The organism is Spirosoma endbachense (assembly GCF_010233585.1).
Classification (GTDB): Bacteria; Bacteroidota; Bacteroidia; order Cytophagales; family Spirosomataceae; genus Spirosoma; species Spirosoma endbachense.
Map to the genome: position 1 here is coordinate 4,283,693 of NZ_CP045997.1, position 25,255 is coordinate 4,308,947.

19 protein-coding genes are annotated in these 25,255 nt (G+C 44.2%); 11 read left to right on the forward strand and 8 right to left on the reverse strand.

What is annotated here, in order from left to right; translation table 11 throughout:
* Positions 1–33 precede the first annotated feature (33 nt).
* The 4 genes from GJR95_RS17230 to GJR95_RS17245 all read right to left on the reverse strand — a co-directional run bounded on the left by GJR95_RS17230 (position 34) and on the right by GJR95_RS17245 (position 3,872).
* Complete coding sequence (locus GJR95_RS17230) at positions 34–240, reverse strand: hypothetical protein (protein WP_162387045.1); 207 nt, start codon at positions 238–240, stop codon at positions 34–36.
* Between the two features lie 561 nt (positions 241–801).
* Positions 802–1,809, reverse strand: coding sequence for a hypothetical protein (locus GJR95_RS17235; RefSeq protein WP_162387046.1), 1,008 nt, complete (start codon positions 1,807–1,809; stop codon positions 802–804).
* Positions 1,810–2,026: 217 nt separating this feature from the next.
* Positions 2,027–2,749, reverse strand: coding sequence for an alpha/beta hydrolase (locus GJR95_RS17240; RefSeq protein WP_232541225.1), 723 nt, complete (start codon positions 2,747–2,749; stop codon positions 2,027–2,029).
* 115 nt (positions 2,750–2,864) lie between these two features.
* Positions 2,865–3,872, reverse strand: coding sequence for an alpha/beta hydrolase (locus GJR95_RS17245; protein WP_162387048.1), 1,008 nt, complete (start codon positions 3,870–3,872; stop codon positions 2,865–2,867).
* A gap of 898 nt (positions 3,873–4,770) precedes the next feature.
* On the opposite strand from GJR95_RS17245, the gene GJR95_RS17250 reads away from it, so the two are divergent.
* Complete coding sequence (locus GJR95_RS17250; protein WP_198424852.1) at positions 4,771–6,819, forward strand: sigma 54-interacting transcriptional regulator; 2,049 nt, start codon at positions 4,771–4,773, stop codon at positions 6,817–6,819.
* Between the two features lie 26 nt (positions 6,820–6,845).
* On the opposite strand, the gene GJR95_RS17255 is transcribed toward GJR95_RS17250, so the two are convergent.
* Complete coding sequence (locus GJR95_RS17255) at positions 6,846–7,430, reverse strand: DsbA family protein (RefSeq protein ID WP_162387049.1); 585 nt, start codon at positions 7,428–7,430, stop codon at positions 6,846–6,848.
* 434 nt (positions 7,431–7,864) lie between these two features.
* Between GJR95_RS17255 and GJR95_RS17260 the strand changes: the two genes are divergently transcribed.
* A complete protein-coding gene (locus GJR95_RS17260) occupies positions 7,865–10,186 on the forward strand; it encodes a histidine kinase dimerization/phosphoacceptor domain -containing protein (RefSeq protein WP_162387050.1) in 2,322 nt (773 codons plus the stop codon).
* A 69-nt stretch (positions 10,187–10,255) separates the two neighbouring features.
* Here the strand turns inward: GJR95_RS17260 and GJR95_RS17265 are convergent, their stop codons facing one another.
* Positions 10,256–10,603: a YciI family protein gene (locus GJR95_RS17265; RefSeq protein WP_162387051.1), complete on the reverse strand. Its 348-nt coding sequence runs from the start codon at positions 10,601–10,603 to the stop codon at positions 10,256–10,258.
* A gap of 532 nt (positions 10,604–11,135) precedes the next feature.
* Here GJR95_RS17265 and GJR95_RS17270 point away from each other — a divergent pair.
* The gene (locus GJR95_RS17270; protein WP_162387052.1) at positions 11,136–13,706 is read left to right on the forward strand and encodes a tetratricopeptide repeat-containing sensor histidine kinase; all 2,571 of its coding nucleotides are present in this window, start codon (positions 11,136–11,138) and stop codon (positions 13,704–13,706) included.
* A 124-nt stretch (positions 13,707–13,830) separates the two neighbouring features.
* Here the strand turns inward: GJR95_RS17270 and GJR95_RS17275 are convergent, their stop codons facing one another.
* Entirely contained in the window at positions 13,831–14,808 is a 978-nt protein-coding gene (locus tag GJR95_RS17275) for a helix-turn-helix transcriptional regulator (RefSeq protein ID WP_162387053.1), read from the reverse strand.
* Positions 14,809–14,951: 143 nt separating this feature from the next.
* Between GJR95_RS17275 and GJR95_RS17280 the strand changes: the two genes are divergently transcribed.
* The gene (locus tag GJR95_RS17280; protein WP_162387054.1) at positions 14,952–15,830 is read left to right on the forward strand and encodes a CRISPR-associated endoribonuclease Cas6; all 879 of its coding nucleotides are present in this window, start codon (positions 14,952–14,954) and stop codon (positions 15,828–15,830) included.
* Positions 15,831–15,977: 147 nt separating this feature from the next.
* Here the strand turns inward: GJR95_RS17280 and GJR95_RS17285 are convergent, their stop codons facing one another.
* Entirely contained in the window at positions 15,978–16,145 is a 168-nt protein-coding gene (locus GJR95_RS17285; RefSeq protein WP_162387055.1) for a hypothetical protein, read from the reverse strand.
* Positions 16,146–16,642: 497 nt separating this feature from the next.
* On the opposite strand from GJR95_RS17285, the gene GJR95_RS17290 reads away from it, so the two are divergent.
* From GJR95_RS17290 to cas2, 7 genes are all read left to right on the forward strand, one after another.
* The gene (locus GJR95_RS17290; protein WP_162387056.1) at positions 16,643–18,508 is read left to right on the forward strand and encodes a hypothetical protein; all 1,866 of its coding nucleotides are present in this window, start codon (positions 16,643–16,645) and stop codon (positions 18,506–18,508) included.
* Between the two features lie 34 nt (positions 18,509–18,542).
* Entirely contained in the window at positions 18,543–19,493 is a 951-nt protein-coding gene (locus GJR95_RS17295) for a type I CRISPR-associated protein Cas7 (RefSeq protein WP_162387057.1), read from the forward strand.
* A gap of 7 nt (positions 19,494–19,500) precedes the next feature.
* Entirely contained in the window at positions 19,501–20,301 is an 801-nt protein-coding gene (gene cas5b, locus GJR95_RS17300; RefSeq protein ID WP_162387058.1) for a type I-B CRISPR-associated protein Cas5b, read from the forward strand.
* A 3-nt stretch (positions 20,302–20,304) separates the two neighbouring features.
* Positions 20,305–23,097, forward strand: coding sequence for a CRISPR-associated helicase Cas3' (gene cas3 / locus GJR95_RS17305; protein WP_162387059.1), 2,793 nt, complete (start codon positions 20,305–20,307; stop codon positions 23,095–23,097).
* A gap of 182 nt (positions 23,098–23,279) precedes the next feature.
* Positions 23,280–23,795, forward strand: coding sequence for a CRISPR-associated protein Cas4 (gene cas4 / locus GJR95_RS17310; RefSeq protein ID WP_162387060.1), 516 nt, complete (start codon positions 23,280–23,282; stop codon positions 23,793–23,795).
* Positions 23,796–23,860: 65 nt separating this feature from the next.
* On the forward strand, positions 23,861–24,874 hold the full coding sequence (gene cas1b, locus GJR95_RS17315) for a type I-B CRISPR-associated endonuclease Cas1b (protein WP_162387061.1): 1,014 nt from the start codon (positions 23,861–23,863) through the stop codon (positions 24,872–24,874).
* A 12-nt stretch (positions 24,875–24,886) separates the two neighbouring features.
* Positions 24,887–25,150, forward strand: coding sequence for a CRISPR-associated endonuclease Cas2 (cas2, locus tag GJR95_RS17320; protein ID WP_162387062.1), 264 nt, complete (start codon positions 24,887–24,889; stop codon positions 25,148–25,150).
* Positions 25,151–25,255 lie beyond the last annotated feature (105 nt).

Genomic DNA, 25,255 nt, shown 5'->3' on the forward strand with positions numbered 1-25,255 from the left:
TCATTTTGTGTTTTGAGCAAGGCCGGCTCTGCTTTATTGATCCAGATTTGGACTAAAATCCGGTTGGTTCCCTGCATCCAGGGATTCATCTTTTTCCCAAACTGTATCGTCTAAAAATTCACCTCCCTGGCTTGCATCTTCCTGGTGGTTAGGTAGTGCAAAGGCTAAAGAATCATTTTCCGGTTCGCTAACGGGTTTGCCAGCCACGATCGATTTAAATAAATCAAATAAAGTGTTCATCGGATTAGTGTTTTAGGTTGAGCCCTCTGGTTATTCATGAAAAACAAGAGTCATCTGTTTTTTGCTGATTACTGCCAGGGCTAAACTGTTTCTGAATGAGAACGTTCAGTTCGGTTTTTCTTCAGGCTATTTAGTGAGTTGCAATCACTATGCCAATTAGATAATTGTCTGAATATCATAGAGTTGATATAGTTTTATCGTTTCTGCATCCACTTTATTTCGCCAAGTGGCGGATACTTTAACGAAATAAAGTAAAGCGTTGCCAGAGCATATAGCATGTGGAAAACTGGATCAGTCAATGAAGATTCAGCTTACGTAGATTCAAGTAAATCCATCTGGAATATCCTGCCTTGTTGTCGTGAGTTTTAATGAAAGCAATCCTATTCATGAATCTCTAACGCTAGGTATTATACGTTAATAAAAAAGCAATTCTTTTCGTAAAGTAGCCCGAGAAGAACCGGCTGACCTAAGCCACATTCGCTGGTGAATCGGTTCCGTTACTCGTTCTACCTGAACGTGACGTATTGGCTCGTTTACTGGATCAGGTAATCTCAGGACGAGTCACTGATAGAGGTATATCGTTTCAGGTTTTTGCAGATCATTGATCCATTGACCGATGTATTCAAGCAGGTTCTCCTTATTCAGGAAGACTTTCTGCTCGCCTAAAATTTCAAAGACGACAAGACCAAGCGCCAGACAGTGCGCCATGTCAAGTTGAAGCAGTAAGCCTATACTGAAACCGGCAATAAAATTCTGACGAGCATTCATTGCCATCTCTGTCGTTTGAGCAACCTTCCTTCTGGCCAGTACAAATTGCTGTTGTTTCGCAAACAGAACTGCGTTTGTCGCAGAATAAATCAGCAAACGCGTGACCTTCATGGTTCTGAAAATAGACAAATATTTTCGATTTAAATCAGGCGCTGTTTGATGCGCAACCGGCGTGTCGGCACGTACTCCGTTCAGGACCATCCAGAGCTTACCAGCCTCTTCTTCATCCAGGGCAAAAGTGACCTGGCCGTACAGCGAAAAGTCGCTGATGATATCGAGCGCTTCGTCGACCTGAAAGGAAAGCTTCGTGAGCGGATCACCCAGATAGAAAATGAACTCAAAGTCTTTTTTTTCAATCGGTTTGATGACATCGATCAGCAATCCGTTCCATAGGTCTGAAGCGCCAATCAGGCTTGACCAGTTATCAAATGCAATCGTACGGCAATGCCGAAATAACGCGCGAAGTTCACCGATCACGGCATCGTTCCGCAGATAATGCCACAGGAAACGTTCACTGGCAACATTTGACATGTCAAAAGGAAGGTTAGCCAGCGGAGTCAGGTCGTGCTGACGGCTTAAGGTCAAACTACGAATACCTAAAATCTGCAACAGCTCAGGAAGAATAAATTCACCAATACCGAAGGCTTCCATACCAAGCGTCGTTGCTGACGGATTTCCAGCAGTATCAGCGCTTAAAGGGCTCAGGTATACGGTTCCTGAAACATGGAAAGTTTGTATACTTGACCGTAGATCTGTCAGAATGGGGCCTGCATCGATCATTTCCAGGTTTAGTGGTTCCATAATTCAAATCAGTTAAAAATTCAAAGAGATCTCCCGATTATTCCCTTATACAGTCTGGCCTGTTAGAGTTGTTGAGGAGTTTGTTGGCTAAACCGTTACCGAACCATGTTCAACAGACTCCCGCCAAAAAACAACCCGAAACTCGTAAGTGAAGTCAATAGGCCAGCTTACACTACGTTGAAAAGATGGTCTATTGACTTCTTTGGTAATTAAATAACTAGTTGGAGACGAGTTCCTTGCGGCTCACATTGCTGGCGGCCTCGATAATAAATGAAGCCACTTTCTTCGGTTGAGACACCATCGGGATGTGGCAGGCATCGAGCTCAATAGCCGTTGCTTTTATAGTTTTGGCCATAGCCCGTTCCAGATCCGGATTGATCATTCGATCTCTTTTGGCAACAATGTACCAGGCGGGCTTTTGTCGCCAGGCAGCTTTGGCAATTTTCTCACCCGGTGCCACTGCCGCCCACTGGCCCTGAGTGGCTAAAATGACCCGTCGTTCCGACTCGGGCAGATCCTGAGCAAAATCCTCATGAATACCTTTGGGCGTTAACGACAGAAAACCAGCGGCATCGGGCCTGACTTCATCATTACCAGGTCCGGGAGGAAATGTTTTAGCCACATCGCTTAACGATTGCCCATTGTCGGGGGCGAAAGCGGCCACATAGAGAAGACCAGCTACTTTTGGGTCATTGCCTGCTTCTGAAATGACCACACCCGCCCAGGAATGCCCAACCAGCAACACGGGTCCATCCATGAGGGCAATGGCTCGTTTGGTAGCGGCCACATCGTCCTGCAAGGAGGTGAGGGGATTTTGTACTGCCGTGACGTTCAGTCCTTTGGCTAGTAACAGGGGGATGACTTTCGCCCAGCTAGAGCCGTCGGCGAAGGCCCCGTGTACCAACACGATATTCTTTACACTTTTGGTTTGTGCTTCCACTTGAGTAATTGAGATAAGAGTGAAAAATAGGCCCAGAAGGGCTCCGATTAACGTATTATTTAGCTTTAACATGATTGGTTGAATTTGACGGTTTTTTGAAAACGAACAGGTGCTATTATTGACCGTCGCCGAGGTACTTTTTGAGTTCGGCAGCGGCCTGAAGAACCAACGAGCGAACAGCGGGTAGGGTAGCCAAGCCGTTCAGGAGCCCAAAGTCATGGATCATGCCATTGTAGCGAACCGTCGTAACGGCAACGCCAGCTTCGTCCAGCTTCCGGCCATACGCTTCCCCTTCGTCCCGTAAAATATCATTCTCCGCTACCTGAATCAGGGCGGGTGGAAGACCGCGCAGTTGCTCAATCGACGCTTGCAGCGGAGAAGCATGAATGTCCTTGCGTTGCTCAGGGTCAGCGATGTATAAATCATACATCCACTTCATCAGGGAAGTTGTTAAAAAACGATCCTTACCAAAGCGATGATAGGAATCCGTTTCAAAATCTGCGTCGACAATGGGCCACATCATAATCTGAAGTTTAATGGCAGGCCCCCCTTTTTCCTTCGCCATCAGGGTGGTAACGGTAGTCATATTACCCCCGACACTGTTACCGACCACTGCCAATCGGCTGCCGTCTACGTTGATTTCTGCGCCGTTTTCGGCAACCCACCTGGTCGCTGCGTAGATTTCGTTGATGGCTTGTGGAAAGGGTGCCTCTGAAGTTCGGGTATAGTTCACAAAAACGGCGGCAAAGCCAGAGAGTACCACCAGATCCCGCACCAGCCGCTGGTGGGTTGGAAAGTCGCCTAATACCCATCCGCCACCATGAATGAACATAAACACGGGTAGTGTTTCCGTGACTCCTGCCGGACGAACAATATGCAGGTCGATGGAGTAACCGTCACTGGTAATGGTTTTTTGGACAACATGGATCCCTGAGATATCCACTTCTACGGATGCCTGAGCCTCAACAAGGCCCAACTGCGCTTCCTGGGGCGATAGAGTCTCCAGCGGTGGACCACCACTGGAATTCAGAATTTTTAAAAACGCTTTGGTGCCCCGGTCAAGATTGGAATCATCGGCATAGTTAACCGGACTGACTGGTTGAGAGATAGTGTTTGTATCCATAATTTTTTGGCTAGTTTTAAATTGACCCGATGAGGGATGATAAAAGCTTTTCAAAGCGCGTGCCATGACAATAGCGTTACCAAAAAGGGTCAGTATTGCGTTTAAAGGCCGTTTTTGCTTAAAAGCCTGCGAAGAAAAGGGTTGTATAACTCCAAATCGGAGAGCAACTCCAAAAAATTGGACGATGCAAATTCCTTAAACCGATCCTGCTTGATGGTGATTTTTTAAGCTCAAAATGGCTTCATGCGGGCGGGCTAAAGTACAGAGGTAATTGTGCCGAAGCATTTGCTCATAAAGCCGTATATGCTCCTGAAAACTCATTGGATCAGTACGAATTCCTTTAGAACGTCAACCCAAACAAAAAAACAAAGTTTAGTTGCCTGCTGAACTGGTAGGGCGTTTGCCGATGCAGTTTTTTTACAGAATCGAACTCGGAATAAGCCTGAATAGGGTCCCGGAAGATGGCACCGTCATGTTGCCTGACCAACTTAATTTCGTTGTTTATGGGAAGGATGACCGCGATTTCTAATTCTGGAGATCTCCAAAAAACTGGATTTCCCACAGTTGTCCGTAGGCAACTTGCCCATTAAATTCATTACGACCAATGAAATAACGGTTGAGGAATGGACCAGTTTTCGTTAATTTTCAACCGCATAATACAGTAAATTAGCCTTTAATTGAGTGAGAAGGTTAGACTTATGCACTTTACTGATTTGTTAGTTAGTCTATTATAATCTGGACAGGATGAGGTATAGTTCTTGTCATGTTTATGAAATTAGGACTTTCGCTTCGAGCCGTGCCACGGTTATTAATTCTACTTCTAATAACCGTGGCACGGCTCGAAGCGAAAGTCCTAGAAATTAGTCTGTTTTTCGGAGAACTCTACCTGTTTTAGACTATGCAATCGTCATCCAATCTTTCGATCAACTCGACATCGGCCTGTAAGATTTTAATTGTTGAGGATGAATACATCATTGCCAATGATTTGAGCATCATTCTACAGGATGCTGGATATCCGGTGATCGGGATTGCTAACTCGGTAGCTAAAGCGCTGGCCCTGATGGCGCAGCAGGTGCCCGACATGGTACTGCTTGATATTTACCTGAAAGGAAAGGAAACCGGTATCGATCTGGCAAAACAACTCGAAGAAATCAATATTCCTTTTATTTATATATCCGCCAACGACAACCAGAGCGTGCTGGAAGCGGTGAAGGCAACACAGCCCAGCGGTTACATTGTCAAACCGTTTCGGGAAAAGGATGTCCTGACCGCACTCGAAATCGGGCGATACCGGCATTCGCACAGTGTCGAGCTAAAACTGCGGGAAGAAAAAGCGCTCCAGATCGCCATTACCAATGCTTTGTCTGATACAGCAGAGTGGGAGAAACGGCTATTGACCATAACCCAATTGCTGCAGCAACACATTCCTTTCGACTTTTTAACAATTCGCCACCAGCGACTGGGTACAACGCATAGTTATAATTATTACAGGGTTGGATTTGAGGAATATCAACTGCTAAGCCTACAGGCTATTCAGCAGATGACTAACGCTAAAGTTGATTTCCAGTTACTGCCGCCGGGTAAGCAGTTAGTAAACGGACCTGTTCGTTACAACCAGGAAGGATTAAGTACTTTATGCCAGCAAGACCCATTTATTCAACTCCTGGTAAAAACATTTCGGTTCGAATCGGTCCTGATGATGCCGTTTCGTCTGGTCAATGGGGAGCTGTTTATAATTGGTTTTTTGAGTCGAAATTCCGAACCCTATCTAGCCCGGCATCAGGCGTTGCTGGAGCGTCTGGAACAGCCAATAGTACTAACCCTGGAACGGGTAATGGCTTATGAAGAGATTGCCCGACTCAGCAATAAGTTAAAACAGGAGAATTCCTATTTACAGGAAGAGGTAAAAACATTAGTGAATTTTGAGGAGATTATTGGGAAAAGTGAAAGCCTGTTGCATGTCTTTAATTTGGTTACCCAGGTAGCGCCAACCGATACCACCGTGCTGGTGATGGGAGAAAGTGGTACTGGAAAAGAATTGATTGCGCGCGCCATTCATAACCAATCGTCTCGGAAAGAGAAGATATTGGTCAAAGTTAATTGCGCTACACTCCCCGCTAATCTGATCGAATCGGAATTATTTGGCCATGAGAAAGGGTCATTTACCGGAGCCTTTGAAAAGCGAATTGGCAAGTTTGAACTGGCTCAGGGAGGAACCATATTTCTGGATGAGATTGGTGAATTGCCCCTGGAATTACAGGCAAAATTGCTGCGGGTATTGCAGGAAAAAGAAATTGAGCGAATAGGGGGTAAGGCACCAATAAAAACCGATGTTCGTGTCATTGCGGCAACAAACCGGAACCTGGAAGTAGAGGTAACAGAAGGTCGTTTTCGCATGGATCTCTTTTTTCGACTGGCCACGTTCCCCATTACGTTGCCCCCTTTACGGGAACGACCGGGTGATATCGTACTGCTCGCTCATTATTTTGCCCGTAAATTGGCCCAAAAGCAAAGAAAGTCATTTCTTGGATTCAGCGACATGGCACTTTCTGAGTTAACCAGTTACGCATGGCCGGGTAATATTCGAGAGTTAGAAAATGTCATTGAACAAGCCATTATTCTCAATAATGGGCAGACACCGTTGGTATTAGGGAGACCATTGGAAAAGCGTTTATTTGCGCCAAATCCTCCACTTAGCCAGCCTAAAAGCAATAGACTTCCTGAAAATCTGACAGTTAGCTTGCCCAGAGATCTGTCAGAAATGAAACAGATGCAACAGGCAACCGAACGGGAATACATTCTGGCCATTCTAAATCAGACAAATGGTCGTATTCGGGGAAGTGGTGGCGCAGCCGAGTTATTGAATTTAAAACCGACCACGCTGGAATATCGAATGGAAAAAATGGGTATCCGAAAAATACTGACAGTTCAGCCGCCAGACTCCTGACTAAGTACGCATTGCGAACAGGAAACTTAGCCAAATTCGTTGTTACTCCAGTAAATAATACCCTGATTTTTATCAACCGAGCTTAAGGCTGGCTTTCCAATTTGCTGTAAATGAGAACGAATGATAGGCACTAATCGAGCCACGGTCAGCTTGCCGTGGAATTGTTGACCTCCCACGAACACCGTTGGAGTAGCATTGACGCCTAGACTGACTCCTGCCTTCCAGTCGACTTTAATCAGGTCATATAGTCGATCATCCAGTAAGTCGTCAAAAAACTGCTGCTGATCCAGTCCTATCTGAAGGGCTAAGGTCGAAAGGGTGGAACAGGTGATTGACGTCAATGAAAATAAGCCCTGCGACATTAGCACAAATTTTCCCTGACGCCGGGCGGCTTCGGCGGCAACAGCAGCCAGCAGGGATTGATCTCCCTGGCGAATGGGAAAATGATGGTAGGAATAGCTAAGCTGATTCGTGAACAGGCTTAAAACCGTATCGATCAGCTTTCTAATAGACCTGCTCTGAGGGCAGGTGAAATCACCAAACTCAATTATTTCTACCGATTTTGAGTATGATCCAATCATCGGGAAAGCGGTATTTTGAGTAGAATTCATAGGGGTCAAAGTTTTCGGATAAACGGGTTAAATGGATTTAGGAATGAATCCATTTAGCTGATCCCATAGACCAATGGCAGTCCATCAATTGATGAACAGAGAGGGCAGGCTGGGTGAACGAAAGAAATGCTGAACGTATACAGTCAACAGACATGCCAACCAGGAAGAATTCGACTCGTTTACTAAAAACAATGCTTTACGGGCCAAAAAGAGAGATATATTTATGTCAATGGTGTGTTAAGCAGCTGATAAAGAATTGTCTATCTCCAAAATAGGACAAATAAATAGAGAATCTCCAGTTTCTTAGAGTCGCTGTAACCTATGGATTACATGCATCAATATCTGGTTTGCAGTATTGAACCTGCCCGCTTCAAAAGAAGAAGCTCTTCCAGAAGATAGAATCCATGAACTTGATTCATTGCTAAACGATTTCTATGAAGCAGTTCATTTTTCTGGTAGTCTTGTGCCTGTCAGCCATATCTGCCGAATCACAATCCTCATCCCCTCCGGTAAGTACGATTCGAAAGATACTGAGCCGGAACACGGTCGATACCATTCAGGTAAATTCGTTATTAAACCTAAGTCGCTATTATATTTTTAAACCAGCCGAACATAGTCATGATCTGGATACGGCCTTGTTAATGATTCAGCAAAGCCGTGCTCTGAGCCAGTCGCTGTCCTATCAAAAAGGGATGGCCAATGCGGACTTTTGTTCCTATCTGGCCTGGCTTGAAAAGGGAGATCATCGGCACGCTATTCTGTATGCTCAGCGGGCTATCGATCGGTTTACCAGGTATGGTTACTGGCAGCTACTTGGCGCTCTGTATCTGGAAATGACGCGTTTATATACGCTTGATCTGGATGAACTTCCGTATAAAATTGACTGCTACCAGAAAGCACTTTTGGCTTTCCAGCGGTCGGGGGATAAAGCCAAACAGATCGATATGTATAAGGAACTGGCTGATCACCACCAGGTACAGGAAAATTATGCGGTGGCCCTGGCTGAATTACAGAATGCGCTTACCTTATCCCAGCAGCTCGGGCGAACTGATCTGGAAAGAATCTATGATCTTATGGGGTTTGTTTCGACCAAATTAGGTGACTATAAGGAAGGGTTAGCGTATGGATTATTGGCTGTTAAACTTGCTGAGGAGCGAAAAGACAGTACAATACAGCTTTGTACCATTTACAATCGACTGGGTCTTACTTATTACGCGCTTGGACAGTTTAAACAGGCAAACAACTATTATCGAAAGTCGCTGAGAATTGCCCGACACTTCCATGAAACCCCCTACGTACTCGCTTTAACCAGTAATATTGCCAAATTACTGCTTCACCAGAATAAGCCCCAGCAAGCGCTTCGATTTCTGAAAAGCCAGATTGAGCAATATCCGCCAACAACGGCAGAAAGTAAGCTCATTGTTGCTCCTCTATTTCTGGATATTTACGCGGAATTGAACCAGTTTAAGCTGGCGCACTCGTATTGCGATCAGGTACTTGATCTGCTGGCAAAAAAAGGAGATGGGAGCGTAGGGCGTGCCCCAATTTATGAGTCAGCCATCCGGTTTCTGATCACCAGCAAACAATTTAGCCGGGCGCATTACTACCTTCAATTGAATGCGATGCAATGCCAGAAAAATGGCTCGACAAAGGACCTGTCCAGAAATCATTTGTTATGGTTTAAACTGGATTCATCCCAGGCCAATTATCAGGCAGCTATCCAGCACTACCAGCGTTATGAAGCTTTACAGGATTCCTTATTGAATGCCACAAAAAGCCAGCAGATCGCTCAGCTGGAAATACAATATGAATCGCAGAAAAAAGACCAGAATATAAAACTTAAGCAGCAAGCCATTCAACTATTAACCAAACAGAGCCAGCTTCAGCAAAATCAATTGCAACAGGCAAATACCATACGGAATGGTATTATTGCTGGCACCATATTGTTAATCCTGTTGCTGGGTCTTGGATTCAACCGTTACCTGCTCAAGCAGCACAGTAACCAATTGCTGGAAACTAAACAGATCGAAATAAATCGTAAAAATCATGATCTGGAACGGATTGTGCAGGAAAAGGACAATCTGCTAATCGATAAAGAACAACTGCTGATCGATAAGGACCATTTGTTGGAAGAACGAGAATGGATGTTGAAGGAAATGCATCACCGGGTTAAGAACAACTTGCAGATCATCACCAGCCTGCTTCACTCACAGGGGTCCTTTCTCAAAGATAAGGAAGCATTATCCGCGATTCGGGAAAGCCAGAACCGGGTGCATGCGATGGCATTGATTCACCAGAAACTTTATCAAACAGACCGGCTTTCCAGCATTCCAATGGTCAGTTACGTTCAGGAAATTGTCGATTATTTAATCAACTCATTTAATCGGGTTGATACGGTTCGTAAACAGATTACCGTTGCTCCAATCGACCTCGACGTTACGTATGCTGTTCCGTTAGGGCTGATTCTCAATGAAGCAGTAACCAACTCGTTAAAGTATGCTTTCCCGGATGGTCGGGCTGGCACACTTTGCGTTGATTTGATCGAAGATAAAAATAAAACCTACCGGCTTGTTATTGGTGATGATGGGGTTGGGTTTCCTGCCGATTTAAATCCGAGCCGTAGTCGAACCCTTGGCATGAGTTTGATACGTGGATTAAGTGAACAGATCGAAGGTATTCTGGACATCAGACAGCATAATGGTGTGCGGATTAGCCTGACTTTTGTTGAAGAAAAAAATGCGCGTGTCCCTGCCTGAACGTGTTTGTATGGTTTTCTAAAAAGCAGCGATTCGGCACGAACAAGCCTGTTGTAGGCGGTGAAAGAGCTACATAGTCGGCATTGCCATTCGAACTTCTACCACAGCACCCCATTGAATGAGTGGACAGCCTTTGGCAATGTCAATTGCTTCTTCATAATCAATGGCTCTGATCATGAGTATCCCGCCGATCGATTTATTTACTTCAGCATAAGGCCCAGTCGTAACAACATTGTCTTTTCTAATAACACGACCTCCTACATCCCAGCGCTGAGGTGGCTTGACCAGAATATTTTTGGCTGCCAATCCATTGATCCAGTTCTGAAAGGGTTTGACTGAGGCTTGTATTTGCTCCTGTGATGGTCTGGCGTCCTGGCTGGTCAAATCCCGGTGGATCACTAGTAAGAATTCGTTCATCTGACGGTTTTAGAATGGAAATCTGTTGATTTGCAACTTGTTCAGTAGCCTGGACTTCTATAAGCCTTTGACACATTGTCTATGAAATTCTCCAACGTTCGTAAGGGCGGGATCAAAGCGCATGCCAGGGTTAAACAAACAGCATAAAAGGGCAAACAATGCATTTGGAAGGCCATATCTGGTCTAAGCTCAAGTGCAAATCCGAGCCGTATAAATCCAGCTCGCTGGGGAAATCCAAAAAATTGGATGCAACCAGATACACCGACTTATTTGTCAATCTGACTTTTGCACAGGTCCGTGTTATGGTTATTAAGCGCATCATGACAAACTACGGGCCACCGTGCGGTGGCACAGTTCTGTGCAAAAGTCCTACAGTCAAATATGAACTCTGTACATTTCAGAAAGTTATCCCATTAATCGTTCAGGCTTGATTCTTGCTAAAGTAGTTTACGTTGGCTTTAATTGAACAAGTTCGGCTTAGCTGGTTACCCACTTGTTATCCATAAATTGGCTTTTTCGTATTACCTATTCTATGCACGCTCATAGATCAATTCGTCTCTTGTTGTGGCTACTCTGGCTAAGCTTGCTAGCTTGTCTTGTCCAGGCACAGCCCGTTTCGATCGCCGAAGCCAATAAGCTACTGAAGTCAGTTCAACGCAATACACTGGATACCAATCAGATAAATGCGCTGCTCAACTTGAGCGATTTCCATATCAATAAGACCCTGAACCCAAAGACAAGTTTGGATAGTGCGCTTGTTCTGATTGAGCAGACCGAAACGATAAGCCGCCGGATCGGTTTCGCCAGGGGCCTGGATAATGCCCTTTTTCTGCGGGGAAAAATTCAGATTAAAAAACAGAATATCAGCTCTGTGTTGCGTATGTCAACAAGTTTGAGCGATTCTAATCGGGTCCGGCTCTTGCTGGAACTGGGAAAGAATAAGCTTCGGCCAACCGACACGCAATTGGCTAATCGGGACAGTGCAAACGTATTTTTTCGTCAGGCGGAATTGATCAGCAAGGAGACTGGCAATCAAAAATGGCTGGAAGAAAGCCAGTGTTTGCTGGGAATCAGCTATCTGCTGAACAAAGATTGGCCGCGAGGTAAAGCCTACTTTATGAACGTTATCCAGGCCCGTCAACGGGCTGGCGACAAAGCCGGAGAAATTAAAGTCTGGCTCCGAATGGCAACGACTACATTTTGTGATGACTGTAGGGAAAATATGAGCGCTTTGGAAAAAGCACTAGCCCTTTCCCGCCAGATCGGTGATCAGTCTCAGGAGATGCTGATTTTGATGGAAATGGGCTACGAACATTTTCAATTGGATGGGGGAGATACCAGACAGGCTGAACAGAAGGCACAACAGGCCCTGGCTATTCAAAAAGCCATTGGTTCCAGAGCCCTTAATCAGGCTTACCATGCGCTGGCAGAGGAAAGTGTTTATAATATGCCCGGCGAATATGGCTATTTATCCAACGCCTATTATTTTATGTCTGATCTAAGTCAGGCTAAAGGCGATTTAAATCAAAAATTATTTTATGTCTTAACGGTTGTCAAAAGTGCCGAGAGTAGCGGGCTAATTGATGAGCTGGATTATGCCTATTTTAGGTTGGGGAACGCCTATTACGGGTTAAATCAATTTGACAAAAGTTTGGAGTATTACAAAAAGTCGTTGGCTATCAGTCACCAAAAAGGGAGACTATTTATCCAGGTGGGGCTGATTAGCCGAATGGTCGTGACCTTGTTAAAACAGGGGAAAGCCCCCCAGGCATTACAGTTGTTGCAAGACATTGCCGGAGAAAACCTTCCATTTACCTACGAGGATAAATTACTTATTGCCCAGAGTTTTGGCGAGTGCTATAATGCTCTGAACCAATACAAACAGGCGGAAAAGTATTACCTGGAGAGTGTTATATGGAGTAAACAAGTGGCTGTTCAGTTTCAATATACTGCCTGGCAGCGCATCAGCCAGTTTTACATTGCGAATAGCCAATATGCGAAAGCAGATCCGTATTTAAAGCGGTTGCTGTCAACGAATCAAAAGAAAATAATACCGAGCCAACAATTAGAAATTCACCTGATGCGCTTCAAAGTGGATTCAGCACAGGGTAATTATCCGTCAGCGATTAAACACTATCAACTGTATAAATCCCTGACTGACTCGATTTTCAATGAGAAAAAAAGCAAACAGATCACCCAGTTGAGTATTGAATATGAAACCCAGAAGAAAGAACAGGCCCTGACGCTACGGGAAAAGAATATTGCCCTACTCACTGAACAGAATAAAGCCCATCAAACCCAGCGCAATGCCCTGATTGGAGGAACAGCCCTACTGCTGGCCCTCTTAGGATTGAGTTACAACCGATACCGATTGAAGCAGCGGAGTAACCGGCAACTGGTCGCTCAGCAGCAAAAGCTACAGGCCCAACACCATGAACTGCAGGCCAGTCAGGAAGAGATCAATCAAAAGAATGAGAGCCTTCAACTCTTACTTAATGAGAAAGAATGGCTCCTTAAAGAAATTCACCATCGGGTCAAAAATAACCTCCAGGTGATCATGAGCCTGTTGAACTCCCAGGCCAGATACCTGCTGGATGATGCCGCCCTGTTAGCCATCCGGGAAAGCCAGCACCGGGTTCAGACTATGGCCATGATCCATCAGAAGCTTTATCAATCGGAGGGGATGGCCCGCATCGATATGGGGTCATACATCCAGGAGGTGGTCGTGTATCTCCGGGATTCTTATAACCTGCCTCAGCAGAATCGCTTCGAGTTAAGGGTGGAGCCTATTGAGTTAGATGTTACTCAGGCGGTCCCATTAGGATTAATCATAAATGAAGCCATCACGAATGCACTGAAGTATGCCTTTCCGAAAGGACACTTCGGAACCATTACGCTCACTCTACACCGATTATCGCCGACTACCTGTGAGCTTACTATCGCCGATAATGGCGTTGGCTTACCGCCGGAGTATGATGCCTCACGCAGCCGTTCGCTGGGTATGACACTGATCATGGGCTTTAGCCAGCAACTGGATGGGAAGTTAGTGATTCATAATAAAGATGGATTAAGAATTAGTTTGGTATTTAACGCTGAAGAATGAGTTCTGCCGATACGGTTTAGCTTCCAGAGTTGTATCTATGCCTACTGATAAGCATCTGGACAATAGTACATTGATCATCTTTAACGTATAATCCTGGATTTATAAGTAGATAAAAATACACCAATTATAATTGGTACTGATGTAAGGTATCCTGAAGAAAGTCGGTGAGTTTCTGGACTAATGAATGAGGGGCTATAACTCGAACCGAATTGCCCAATCGAGCCAGTTCGAACACGAGCTCCTGGTTAATTATAATGCATAATCTTACCCGAAATTCGTCTTCAGTATCAACTAGAATATCCTCTTCCCGAAAGGGATAAAAGGGTTGTGCCCGAAAATGAAGGCCTTCTTTCCGGGTAAAGGATAGAATTACATCTTCAGCTGGGTCATCATATACGGCTACACCCAACGTTGGACGAAAATAAGCGTCTGCATCAAACAGAGGTGGGTCAAAGGATAGGGTGGTGGCCTTAACTGAGTCGGCAAGCACGCGGTCTAACCCAAATACCCGAAGTTGGGGCGGATCAAGTTCATACCCAATGATATACCATCGGTTACGGTGTTCTTTCATCAGATGTGGAAACACCGTACGTAGGCGAGGTGCAGGATCATCGTATTTCTGGTAGTCAAATTGAATTACCTGCCTGTTCATACAAGCAACCAGCAACGTGTCCAGCAATTCGTTTCCTCGTCCGGGCGATACGGATTCAAAAGCAATATACGCCTGCGAGGTAGTTGGCTGGCTAATTCGAAACCGAACAGCCTGCTCGATCTTTTCCACGGCTCCCCGCAAGTCGGCAAATACGGCTAAATCCCGAAACTGATTCAGGGTTGCTACGGCGTTTTTGAGCGCTGCCACATCCTGGCTGGTCAGGTCAATTTCGACCGTCTTCAGTTCAAATGATTCATAATAGTGATACCCTCCTAATCGGCGACTGTATTTTATTGGTGCCCGGTAACGATCGCGCATTTGAGTCAGGTCATCTTTAAGGGTACGCTCAGCTACCCCGCAGATGCGCATCAGTTCGGCGGTAGGAATAGCGGCTCCACGTTTTAGCAGCTCATTGATGCGCTGAAAACGTTGCGATTGTGAAACGGGCATAAAGTCAAAAAATAATTGATCAGATACAGGTATCGTGCATGGAGTATGCACGATACGGAAACACCTTTGTAGAGTCAACCCAAGTAACTAAATTTTTTTTTAAAATCACATTCACCTTTCCACACGAATTCCTATCTATTTATATGCAGTTTCGACTTACCCTACGCCCCGTCAATCGCCAGACGTTGGTTCCCTTCAATTACGCCTACCGGCTGAGTGGCTTTATTTATTCGGTGCTGGCCGACGCTGATAAACAATACGCGGATTTTCTGCATGAACAGGGGTATGAATATTCGAGCACCCGGCGCTTCAAGCTGTTCACGTTTTCGGATTTAATCATGCCCAATGTGCGTGTAGACGTACGAGCGGGCGGCATGTGGGTCAACTCGCCTTACATTGAGTGGGTGGTTAGTTTCTACGTTGATCAGGCAGCCCAGCGTTTTATTATGGGTTTGTTTCAGAATCAACGTTGCGTGATTGCGTCGCCCCGTCACCGGGCGGAGTTTATTGTCGAGCGTGTAGAATCCGTACCAATGGAGATCAGGAGCCAAACGGTACAGCTCAAAACACTATCTCCAGTAGTGATTGCCGAGAAAGACAAGCGGGGTATGGACCAGTATTTACACCCCGCCGACGAGCAGTTCGGCCCCTTACTGGTCTCGAACCTACTGGCGAAGTATGCCAGCGTACAGCCCGTAATACCCGTAGGCGTACTACCTGACGATGGCCTGGCTACTACTTCTCTAACGTACCAATTGCTGCCCAATCCGGGACGTAATGCCGCCCAGCGGGATGCCGCCCAGCCTAAATCAAGGTTACTGACGATAAAAGAGGGATCGCGGGAAGAAACCCGGATTAAAGGGTATTATGGCTTCAACTTCGAGCTAAGCGGCACAACGGAATTATTGGAACTGGCGGTGCTGGCAGGGGTGGGGAGGTATAATGCAGAAGGGTTTGGAGCAGTGGGGATTGTTGAAGCCAAACCTATTTTTGGGAAGCCTGATTTTCCTTCTTCGCCATGAAGATATTCCAGTCAAAACCTTTCAGAAATGTATTCATTGCATACTCAGCTTTAGCCTGAGAACTTTCTTCAGCAGTGTCAAATTTGCGACTTAGCGGGTGATGAGGAGGACGTTTGTGTTCTGGAATACTAGGCAACAGTCTGTGAATTACTCCCCTTTTTTAGCCATTTGGGCCTCTTTGATACGTTTCATCGCTTCATCAGGTGATATACGTTCAACTGGAAGGCTAAGAATTTCCTCCCAAGTCATTTCACGAATAGTCTTACCTGTAATGGAATTTTTAACCGCACCAAAGTCTTTTGATTTCTTGTTCATCGGCCAGTTTTACTTGATGATAGAAGTATCGACCTCTTTCGGAGTCGTAATTCAAAGCTACAAGCAAAAACCGAAAATTGCTACTCTGGCCGATCACATAATAAAAGCAGTCAGACGCTGGATAACCCGGAATGGGTATCCAAACTGCCATTGTACTATGGCGGATACTTTTGAGTTCTATGTGGTTAGTTTTTATCGCCCGAAGCTCATCAATAGTCAGAAGACTAAAGTCATCAACCGGTTCAGGGAGGTCATAATCTTCTGTCATATGAGTGTTAAAATAGGCCTAGGCGCAGTTTGGTGCGATTGGCAAGGTGCAACTTATCCCTACGGACTATATTTCAATTCCCGTCATCACCAAGACCTATATTATTACCGTTCAAATCGGATTTACAAAGGTATTTGGAAAGATCGGTCAAATCCAAGAGTTTTGTAAAATAAAACAGAGATAAAGTTACAACTTTATCTCTACTTACTATTGAGAAAATAACTGTCCTATGCTTAAAGAACTTGTCCAATTCACTCAGAGCCTGAAAGAACAGGAGATGAATACTATCGGTGTAGTTCCCAAGGAGGGATTACATGTTGTTCTAACTCTAAGAAAGGAAGATAATCAAGTATACTGGCCACCAGGCAGTTTCGAACCTTACGTATACTCAAAGAAAGATAAGACACCTAGCGAGCAACTGCAACGATGTGCAGCCTGGGCACAAGCGGCCTGGATGGTCAATACCAACAAGTGCTTCGACTTGCCAGCCAAAGGAATTCACTCGTGCTCTCCGTATTGCCTGGCTTTCAAACGGGAATCTTTGAAAGGTGGCGCTAAATACACAGATGCCAAGACGAAACTGCCGGAGCGAATAAACGCTTATTTCGCCAAAGCCATTGACTTGTTGGACGATGAATCCGAAATGCAACGTATCGAAGTCTTCAAATATGCCTTAAACAGCGAAGAAAAACTGGATGCTATTTTAAATCAGATTCCAGAATATGAGTCGCTAAAAGATGCGAACTACATTGTCTTTTACCTGAGTGAGCCGCTTGAAGCTTACCAAAAAGCAAATACGAAATATTTAGCAGACAAACTGTTCAATACGAATCAATTCAATCTATCAGTTGATGAGATGGTGTACGGAACCAGCGATTTTTTCAATGGGTTCCCAGCTAAGAAAGCCTATCTATCACACCAGACCGCTTCGTTCGATATAGCCGGACGTATTTCTTCTGTCGAAGCTCGTGCTTTGTTTGAATTCCAAGACATCATGGGGCGAGGTATTCTGCCGAGACCGTTGCCCATTTTCGTTGATCGAGATGAGTTAAAGAAAGACGCTATTGCGCTGTTTAAAAAAGGCGCTGAAGACGGCGAGCGAATTGGCTATAAAGAAATTATAGAAACGCTGAATGAAAACCCAAGGCATAAAGACGACATAGGAAACTACTATCTCCTTTTCTATCTGGCTGGTGAAATCAAAGACTTCGATTTTGTTTCCAAGTTTGAGTACTCCCTGAATGACGAAGCAGATAAGCCATGGAAAGTGACTGACTGGTTCTCTATTAATTACCAGCCGACTGTCAGCAATGTTTTTGACTTCCAGTATTCTATTCTGGTGTCGATTCTCAACAATTCATTGGTTGTCAAAACGAAAGCTGGTGGATTTCAATACAAATTCTTCGATGATATCGATGCGAAGTATTGCAAATCAGACAATACATATCTGTTGGTAATGAAATACCGTAAAGCCTTTTATGATTTCATCTATAAGTCAAAAAGACAGGCCGTTACACAACAGATGTTCGATGATATTCTACAGACCAGCATTCTTGATGACCTACGGCTGGACGAAATCAAAAATAATCGTCATACACAAGAATATTCGATTCGCCAGAAGCTGAATATCTGGTTCAGCCTTACTGAAAACTTTGAGCGTAAACATAAACCCATTGAAACTATGGCCAACAAGTTACAGGCACACCGAAAATTCATTCATCAGCTTACGAAAAACGAAGCTACCATCGAGACCGATGAGCAATATGCTTTTACGGTTGGTCAGGTCATTTATTACTTACTTACCAAAAGTAAAACCAGCGATACCAGTTACAAACGACTGGAACCCTTTCTGCAGCAGGTTCATGCCAAGGAATTGAATAAGGCCATCGCCCGCTTATTCGATACGTATAAGCACGAAACATTCTCGTCCAACTTTCGTACGCCATTTGCTGAAGTTATGGCATACGAGACAAAAGCCAGTATTCGTGACCTAATGCCGACTACACTAGCGGGAATTTTCTCCCAAAATGCGCTATTCAGCGACAAGGAGACAAAAGAGGAAGCTGAAACGGAGCCAACCCCGATAGAAGAATAAAATCAACCTTTAACCACCCAATTAAACAAATATCATGAGTCAATCCTTTAAGAACCGCGTTTTTGGCTGTGCCATTATTAAATCAATCAATTCAAATTATAACGCGGATTTTACGCACCAGCCCCGCACCCTTCCTGACGGTACAGTGTATGCTACAGACAAAGCATTAAAATATTCTATTCGCAATTATCTGGTTAAGCATTTAGAGGAGGAGCGCGTATTTTATTTCAAAAGTCTGAGCGATGAAATGCAACCGCGCGATCTTGACCAGACATACATTAAGCATTTTACCGCTTTCCCAACCGTAGAGAAAGGCAAAGATGCAGCCGTAAAAGCTCGTATGCAGATTCTTGAGAATTTATTGAAATGCATTGATATTCGGCTGTTTGGCGGCACGTTTGCCAGCTCGGGGGCTAATCTTTCATTGCATGGTACGGTGCAGTTTACGCATGGTGTTAATCGCTTCCCAGAGGGAATTATTTACTCGGAGCAAATTTCGTCGCCATTTCGTAATTCCAACGACAAAAGCGCAGATTCGATGCAGACGACCCTAGGCACTCAATTTAAATTACGCGAAGGCCACTATGTTCACCATCTGTCTGTCAATCCCCGGAATCTGGAAGATATGGCCACATTGGTTAGTAGTGATGGCGTCACAGATGAGGATATTGCCAAGTTGAAGCAGGCGCTACGTTCGGGGGTTACGCTCTATGATTCAGCTGCCAAAGCCGGTACTGAAAACGAGCTATTGCTCTGGGTACAACTTAAGGCTGACTCTAAACTAGTCTTACCATCGTTTGTTGAGTTGGTAAGTGTGACTGTTGGTGAAAATGAAAGCCGGGAAATCGACTTGACTAAAGTGAGTGCCATTCTTGGCCGGGAGCACATCAAAAGTCAGATTGAGAAAATTGAGCTTTACTATGATCAAGCTGTAACGACCGTACTGAATGCGCCCGAAGGCGCTGAGGTTCTGGAACTAAATTAATTCGGCAATGGCGAACCAAAAACTGATTTCGTTCGACTTGCGGGCTGACTTTGGGTTTTTCAAGAAACCAGATTATAACGATGGCCTATTGTTGTCGTATAATATTCTCCATAAACCGGCTTTACTAGGAATCCTGGGGGCTATTATTGGCCTGAAAGGATACAGTAAAAAGGGGGAGTTTCCTGAGTATTATTTGCGACTCAAAGATCTGCCCATTGGTATTCAACCGCTGGATCATGAAAAGGGTAATTTCCAGAAAACCAGTGTTAAATATACCAATACGGTTGGCTACGCTAACGATGATGGTAATTTGCTGATAGAGGAAATGATGCTGATTCAACCGGCCTACCGTTGCTATCTGTTGCTGGATCTAGAAAATCCCGACCATAGTAAACTGTATGAATATCTGAAAAATGGTCAGGCGGAATACATCCCCTATCTGGGCAAAAATGAATTTCAAGCGTGGTGGTTGATGGAGGATGATGGACGTGTATCGCTAATAGAGTATACCCATGAGTCTTTTTTGCCTGGACAGGATTTTCTACTAAACACACTATTCATTAAAAGCAAGCCTTTGAAAGACGAGCAAGTAACGGTCAAGATTTCGTTCAGGAACAGAACCGTATCAAACAAAGCTACTTTCTCTTACTTCGAGCGACTGCCAGTGCATTTCCATGAAACGTTGGTTCAATACCAGCTTTATGATTTCGCTTACACCGATTTTACACTCTCGCAGGAATCCACCATTACCAATCTCTTTCAGATTGAAGATGAGCAGGGTACTAAAACTGTCGTCCAACTTTTCTGACGTATGATTTCTATCCACACCTTATACAAAGAACGAGCCGCAATTGCCGCCTTGCTCCAATTAAATGAACAGTACTGGGCACATTTACCTGCTAAGGGTGAAGAAGATTTCAAACAGCCTGAAAAACTGTTTGAACACTGTGATTTAGTGAATGAGTATTTTGAAAAACTTTGTGATGTTCATGGATTAGAGCCAGTTATTGACCGGCTCATCCTGAACCTCACGATTAATTCTTTCAAAAAGGAAAGTAAGATTAACGATTGGATTAAACAACTTTTCGTTAATACCATAGCTTTTCATGACTTTGGGAAAGTAAACGAAGATTTTCAGGCTTCCCGAATGCGGAATCTGATATTTAAGCCAAATCCGCAGAGTCCGTTTACACCAGCACATGGCCACTCCTGGTTAGGTGCGTATATATATGTGGGTTATTTCCTTACTCGAATTGAGCAGGACAAAGAATTAGACGAAAGTGAATTACAATATTTGACGGTTCTTATCTGGCAATTTTCTTATGCGATTATAAAACACCATAGCCCTTTTTTGGATGAGGTTAAAGCAGATGTACATAAAGCTGATTTTGGACGCTTCTATGCTCAGGTTCAGTATTATCTACAACTTTATAAATTCTCGTTTGAGCAAAGTCTCTCGGCGTTTGTCTTTGACGACTTCGAGTCTTTTTGGACTGAGTTTGAAAGACGCTCCGGTTCTTCATTTGCTCTTTTTGCACTTTTGAAACTCAACTTCTCTCTGCTTACAGCATCAGATTATCTGGCAACGCATGAGTACATGAGTGGAGATGTGACTCATGACCTGGGAGTTTTGAATGACCGAAATCGTATTGAGACAATTATCCAAAATCTTCGCCAATTCGAGCATAATAAAGACACGTTTGAGCAATTGAAATCTGGTTATGTGTTTCAGGAGAAAGCTCTTCAGGAAAAGTCTAAAGCGAATTTGAACAAGTTACGTCGAGAAATGGCAATCGAGTTGCTTCAAACTATTCGGAAGTTTTCGGATAAGCGACTTTACTTCATTGAGGCCCCGACAGGTGGGGGGAAAACGAACCTGTCGATGATTGCCCTGACAGAGTTATTAGACAAGAATCCGGAGCTGCGAAAAGTATTCTATGTTTTTCCGTTCACAACGCTGATTACACAGACATACAAAGCTGTGCAGGCAACACTACAATTGACTAACCTGGAATTAGTTGAGCTTCACTCAAAGGCAGGTTTTCAAAGTAAAAGCGAAGCAAAGAAAGAAGATGATGTGTATGGCCGAGACAAGAAAGATTATATCGACAATTTGTTTGCACTCTATCCTATTACGTTGCTTTCGCACGTTCGGTTCTTTGATATTCTGAAAACCAATTCCAAAGAAGCGAACTACCTGTTGCACCGACTGGCCAATTCCGTAGTGATTATTGATGAAATACAATCGTACAATCCCAAAATCTGGGATAAGATGTTGTATTTCATTAGTCAGTATGCGGAGACTTTCAATATCCGGTTTATTCTCATGTCGGCTACGTTGCCTAAACTGGATAAACTGGATTTGAAACTTAGGCCATTGCCCGTATTTCAGGAGCTTCTGCCAAATGCCCGGAAATACCTTCAAAATCCAAATTTCGCAGAGCGTGTACGCTTTAACTTTGAGTTATACGACCGTCAGCTTAACGATAAAGATGAAAATGATTGGAGCGAATTAGCCAAGACCGTGATTGATAAGTCAAAGCAGTTTGCTGAGCAAAACACCCTACATGGTAGCGTTCACACGATCATTGAGTTTATTTACAAAAAATCAGCCTCTACGTTTAAGCAGGTAATTGGAGATTCAGATTGCCTGTTTGATGAAATATTTGTTTTGTCAGGCACCATTTTAGAATTCAGACGTCGCCAGATTATCAATCAGTTAAAGAATCCGGCTTATCGAAGAAAAAATATTTTACTCATTACAACGCAGGTTGTAGAAGCGGGTGTAGATATCGATATGGATTTAGGATTCAAGAATATCTCTCTTCTAGATAGCGATGAACAACTAGCGGGGCGCGTTAATCGCAATGCGAGTAAAGGTCTGTGTGAGGTTTATTTGTTTAGGTTAGATGATTCGAGAATTTTGTATGGATCTGATTATAGATACAAGGTGATTCAGGAAGGTAAAATTTCTAAGGAGACAGCTCAGGAAATACTTTCAGAAAAGCGGTTTGATAAACTATATCAAGAGGTTTTTAGCAAGATTGATGGTTTTAACAAAGGTGCTTACGCTGATAATTTTTCTGGGGAAATTCTGGATCACCTAAATCGGTTGAATTTCACTCAAATCGATAGGAATTTTAGACTAATTGACCAGCAGAACGAATCCGTTTTTGTACCCATTGATATTCCCGCCTGGGTCGAATCTTCAGAAGAAAGTAAATCTGAAGCGATGTTTTCTGAGGACGACCTTGCATTCTTAATTCATTTTGGTGCCTATAGAGTCGGAGATGAGTTTATTAATGGAGAATCGGTTTGGAAGTGTTATGAGCGATTTATTTGGCAAGACATTGCAAATCGAAAAGTAGGAAAAGGGTTTGATTTAAATGATCGAATTAATTTCAAAACGCTACAAAGCATTTTAGGGAAGTTTACTTTTTCGCTTATGACTCATTCAAATACCATAGATAAAATGAAAAGCTTTTGCCTAAATGCCGATACAACATATGGCTACTGGTATTTGTCTCACCATGATAAGGTTTATAAGACTGACACAGGATTGATGGAAGATGCATTCGATGATTCTGCAAATTCTTTTCTTTAAAATCTATGTATTACTTTTTATTATATCATTTTCCTGAATTTGTACAGAATTGCTTTGCCTGAAATTCATCGCCGTGCTATTTCTGCAACCACCGGTTGCAGAAGTTATATGCCCAGTAAGATCACTTATGTAGTCTACACCTAAATCTCGCACCAGTATGGCGAGATTCATAGATCAACCATATGCAAACTGTCACCGGCTCGCTCATCGGCATGTACCATATCTGCAAGCGTGAACTCTGGCTTCATGCCAATCACATTCGCATGGAGCACAATTCAGAATTGGTAGCCGAAGGTAAACAACTGCACGAACACGCCTATCCGCAACGCGCCGAACGATATCGTGAAATCATTCTCGATGGCTCTAAAATTGACTTTTACGATCCTTATGATAAGGTCGTTCATGAGATGAAAAAGTCGGATAAAATGGAACATTCGCACGTCGCACAAGTGCAGTTTTACCTGTATCTATTACGCAAAAACGGGGTGGAAGGAGCCACTGGCCTGCTCGAATACCCTAAACTTCGCCAAACGCAGACCGTTCAACTGACAAACGATGATGTACCCGTGGTAGAAGGCTGGATACGGGACATCAAGCGGATTGTCGACCGTGAGCAATGCCCTGGTCGTATCGCCAAATCGAAATGCCGGTCATGCAGCTACTTTGATTTCTGCTATGTAGAAGAAATTAATGAGTGAAAGAGCGAAACCGTGCATGAGTAAATACTAGCCAATCATTCTTTCACCCTTTCGCTCTTTGGTTTATGAAACAACCCAAATACCTGTTCAATGCTGGCCGGATGAGCCGCAAAGATAATACCCTGAAGTTTACACCTGTCGATGAGGCAGGTATCGAAGGCCAACCGCGCTATCTGCCCATTGAGCAGGTTGGTGATCTGTATGTTTTTGGCAGTTTGGATGCGAATAGTGCCTTATACAATTTTTTGGGACAGGAAGGTATTGCCGTCCATTTCTTTAACTACTATGAGCACTACACCGGTTCGTTCATGCCTCGCGAATATCTGTTGGCCGGTAAAATGCAGGTCGACCAGACGAAGCATTATATGGCCGCTAAAAAGCGCATCGAGATTGCCCGACGATTTGTGGAAGGTGCGGCAAATAATATTCTGCGGGTACTGAAATACTACGACAACCGAGATAAAGCTAAAGATTTGACCGAGGCCATCTGCCTTATTGAACGTTTATTGGCCAGTGTACCAATGGCAGTCGATGTGCCGATGTTAATGGGGATTGAGGGGAATATTCGCCAGACCTATTACGGAGCCTTCGACGCCATTGTGGGCCAAACGTTTTGCATGGATGGGCGTAGCAAACGACCACCCCAAAACGAATTGAACGCCCTGATTTCGTTCGGCAATATGCTCTGTTATACGGCCTGCCTGAGTACGATCTACCACACACAGTTGAACCCAACAATTAGTTTTCTACACGAACCGGGTGCACGCCGGTATTCGCTGGCGTTGGATTTATCCGAGGTGTTCAAGCCAATATTAGTGGATCGACTAATTTTTCGGATGATCAATAAACGGCAGTTGCAGCCGTCTGATTTTCGATCGGAAGTAGGCGGCTGTGTTCTGAAAGATGCGGCCAGAAAGCGCTTCGTGCAGGGTTTCGACGAGCAGTTGAAAGAAACAATCAAACACCGGGCGTTGGGGCGAAGTGTCAGTTATCGGCACCTGGTGAAGCTGGAGTGCTACAAATTACAAAAGCATCTCCTGGGGTTAGAAGAATATCGGCCTTTTAAGGCATGGTGGTAAATAAGGAGGACTATGTATGTGATTTTGGTGTATGACATGGGGCAGAAGCGTGTCGGGAAGATGCTGAAACTCTGTCGGCGGTATATGAACTGGATTCAGAATTCGGTGTTCGAGGGCGAAATGACGGAGGTGCAACTGCGCGAATTATTGCACGAAGCCAGGCGTATTATGGATGAAGATGAAGACAGTCTGATTTTATTTAAAAACCGGGATCAGAAGTGGCTCGATAAACAGATTATAGGGGTAGAGCGGCAATCGACAGACAACTTTTTGTAGGGGATTAAATCGTCGATCAGGCCAAAGTTGTTCTTTGACTTCTTGAAATCAGGGCAATAAATGGGATCAAATCGACTTAACTGGTTGTACGACAGGGCGTCGTCG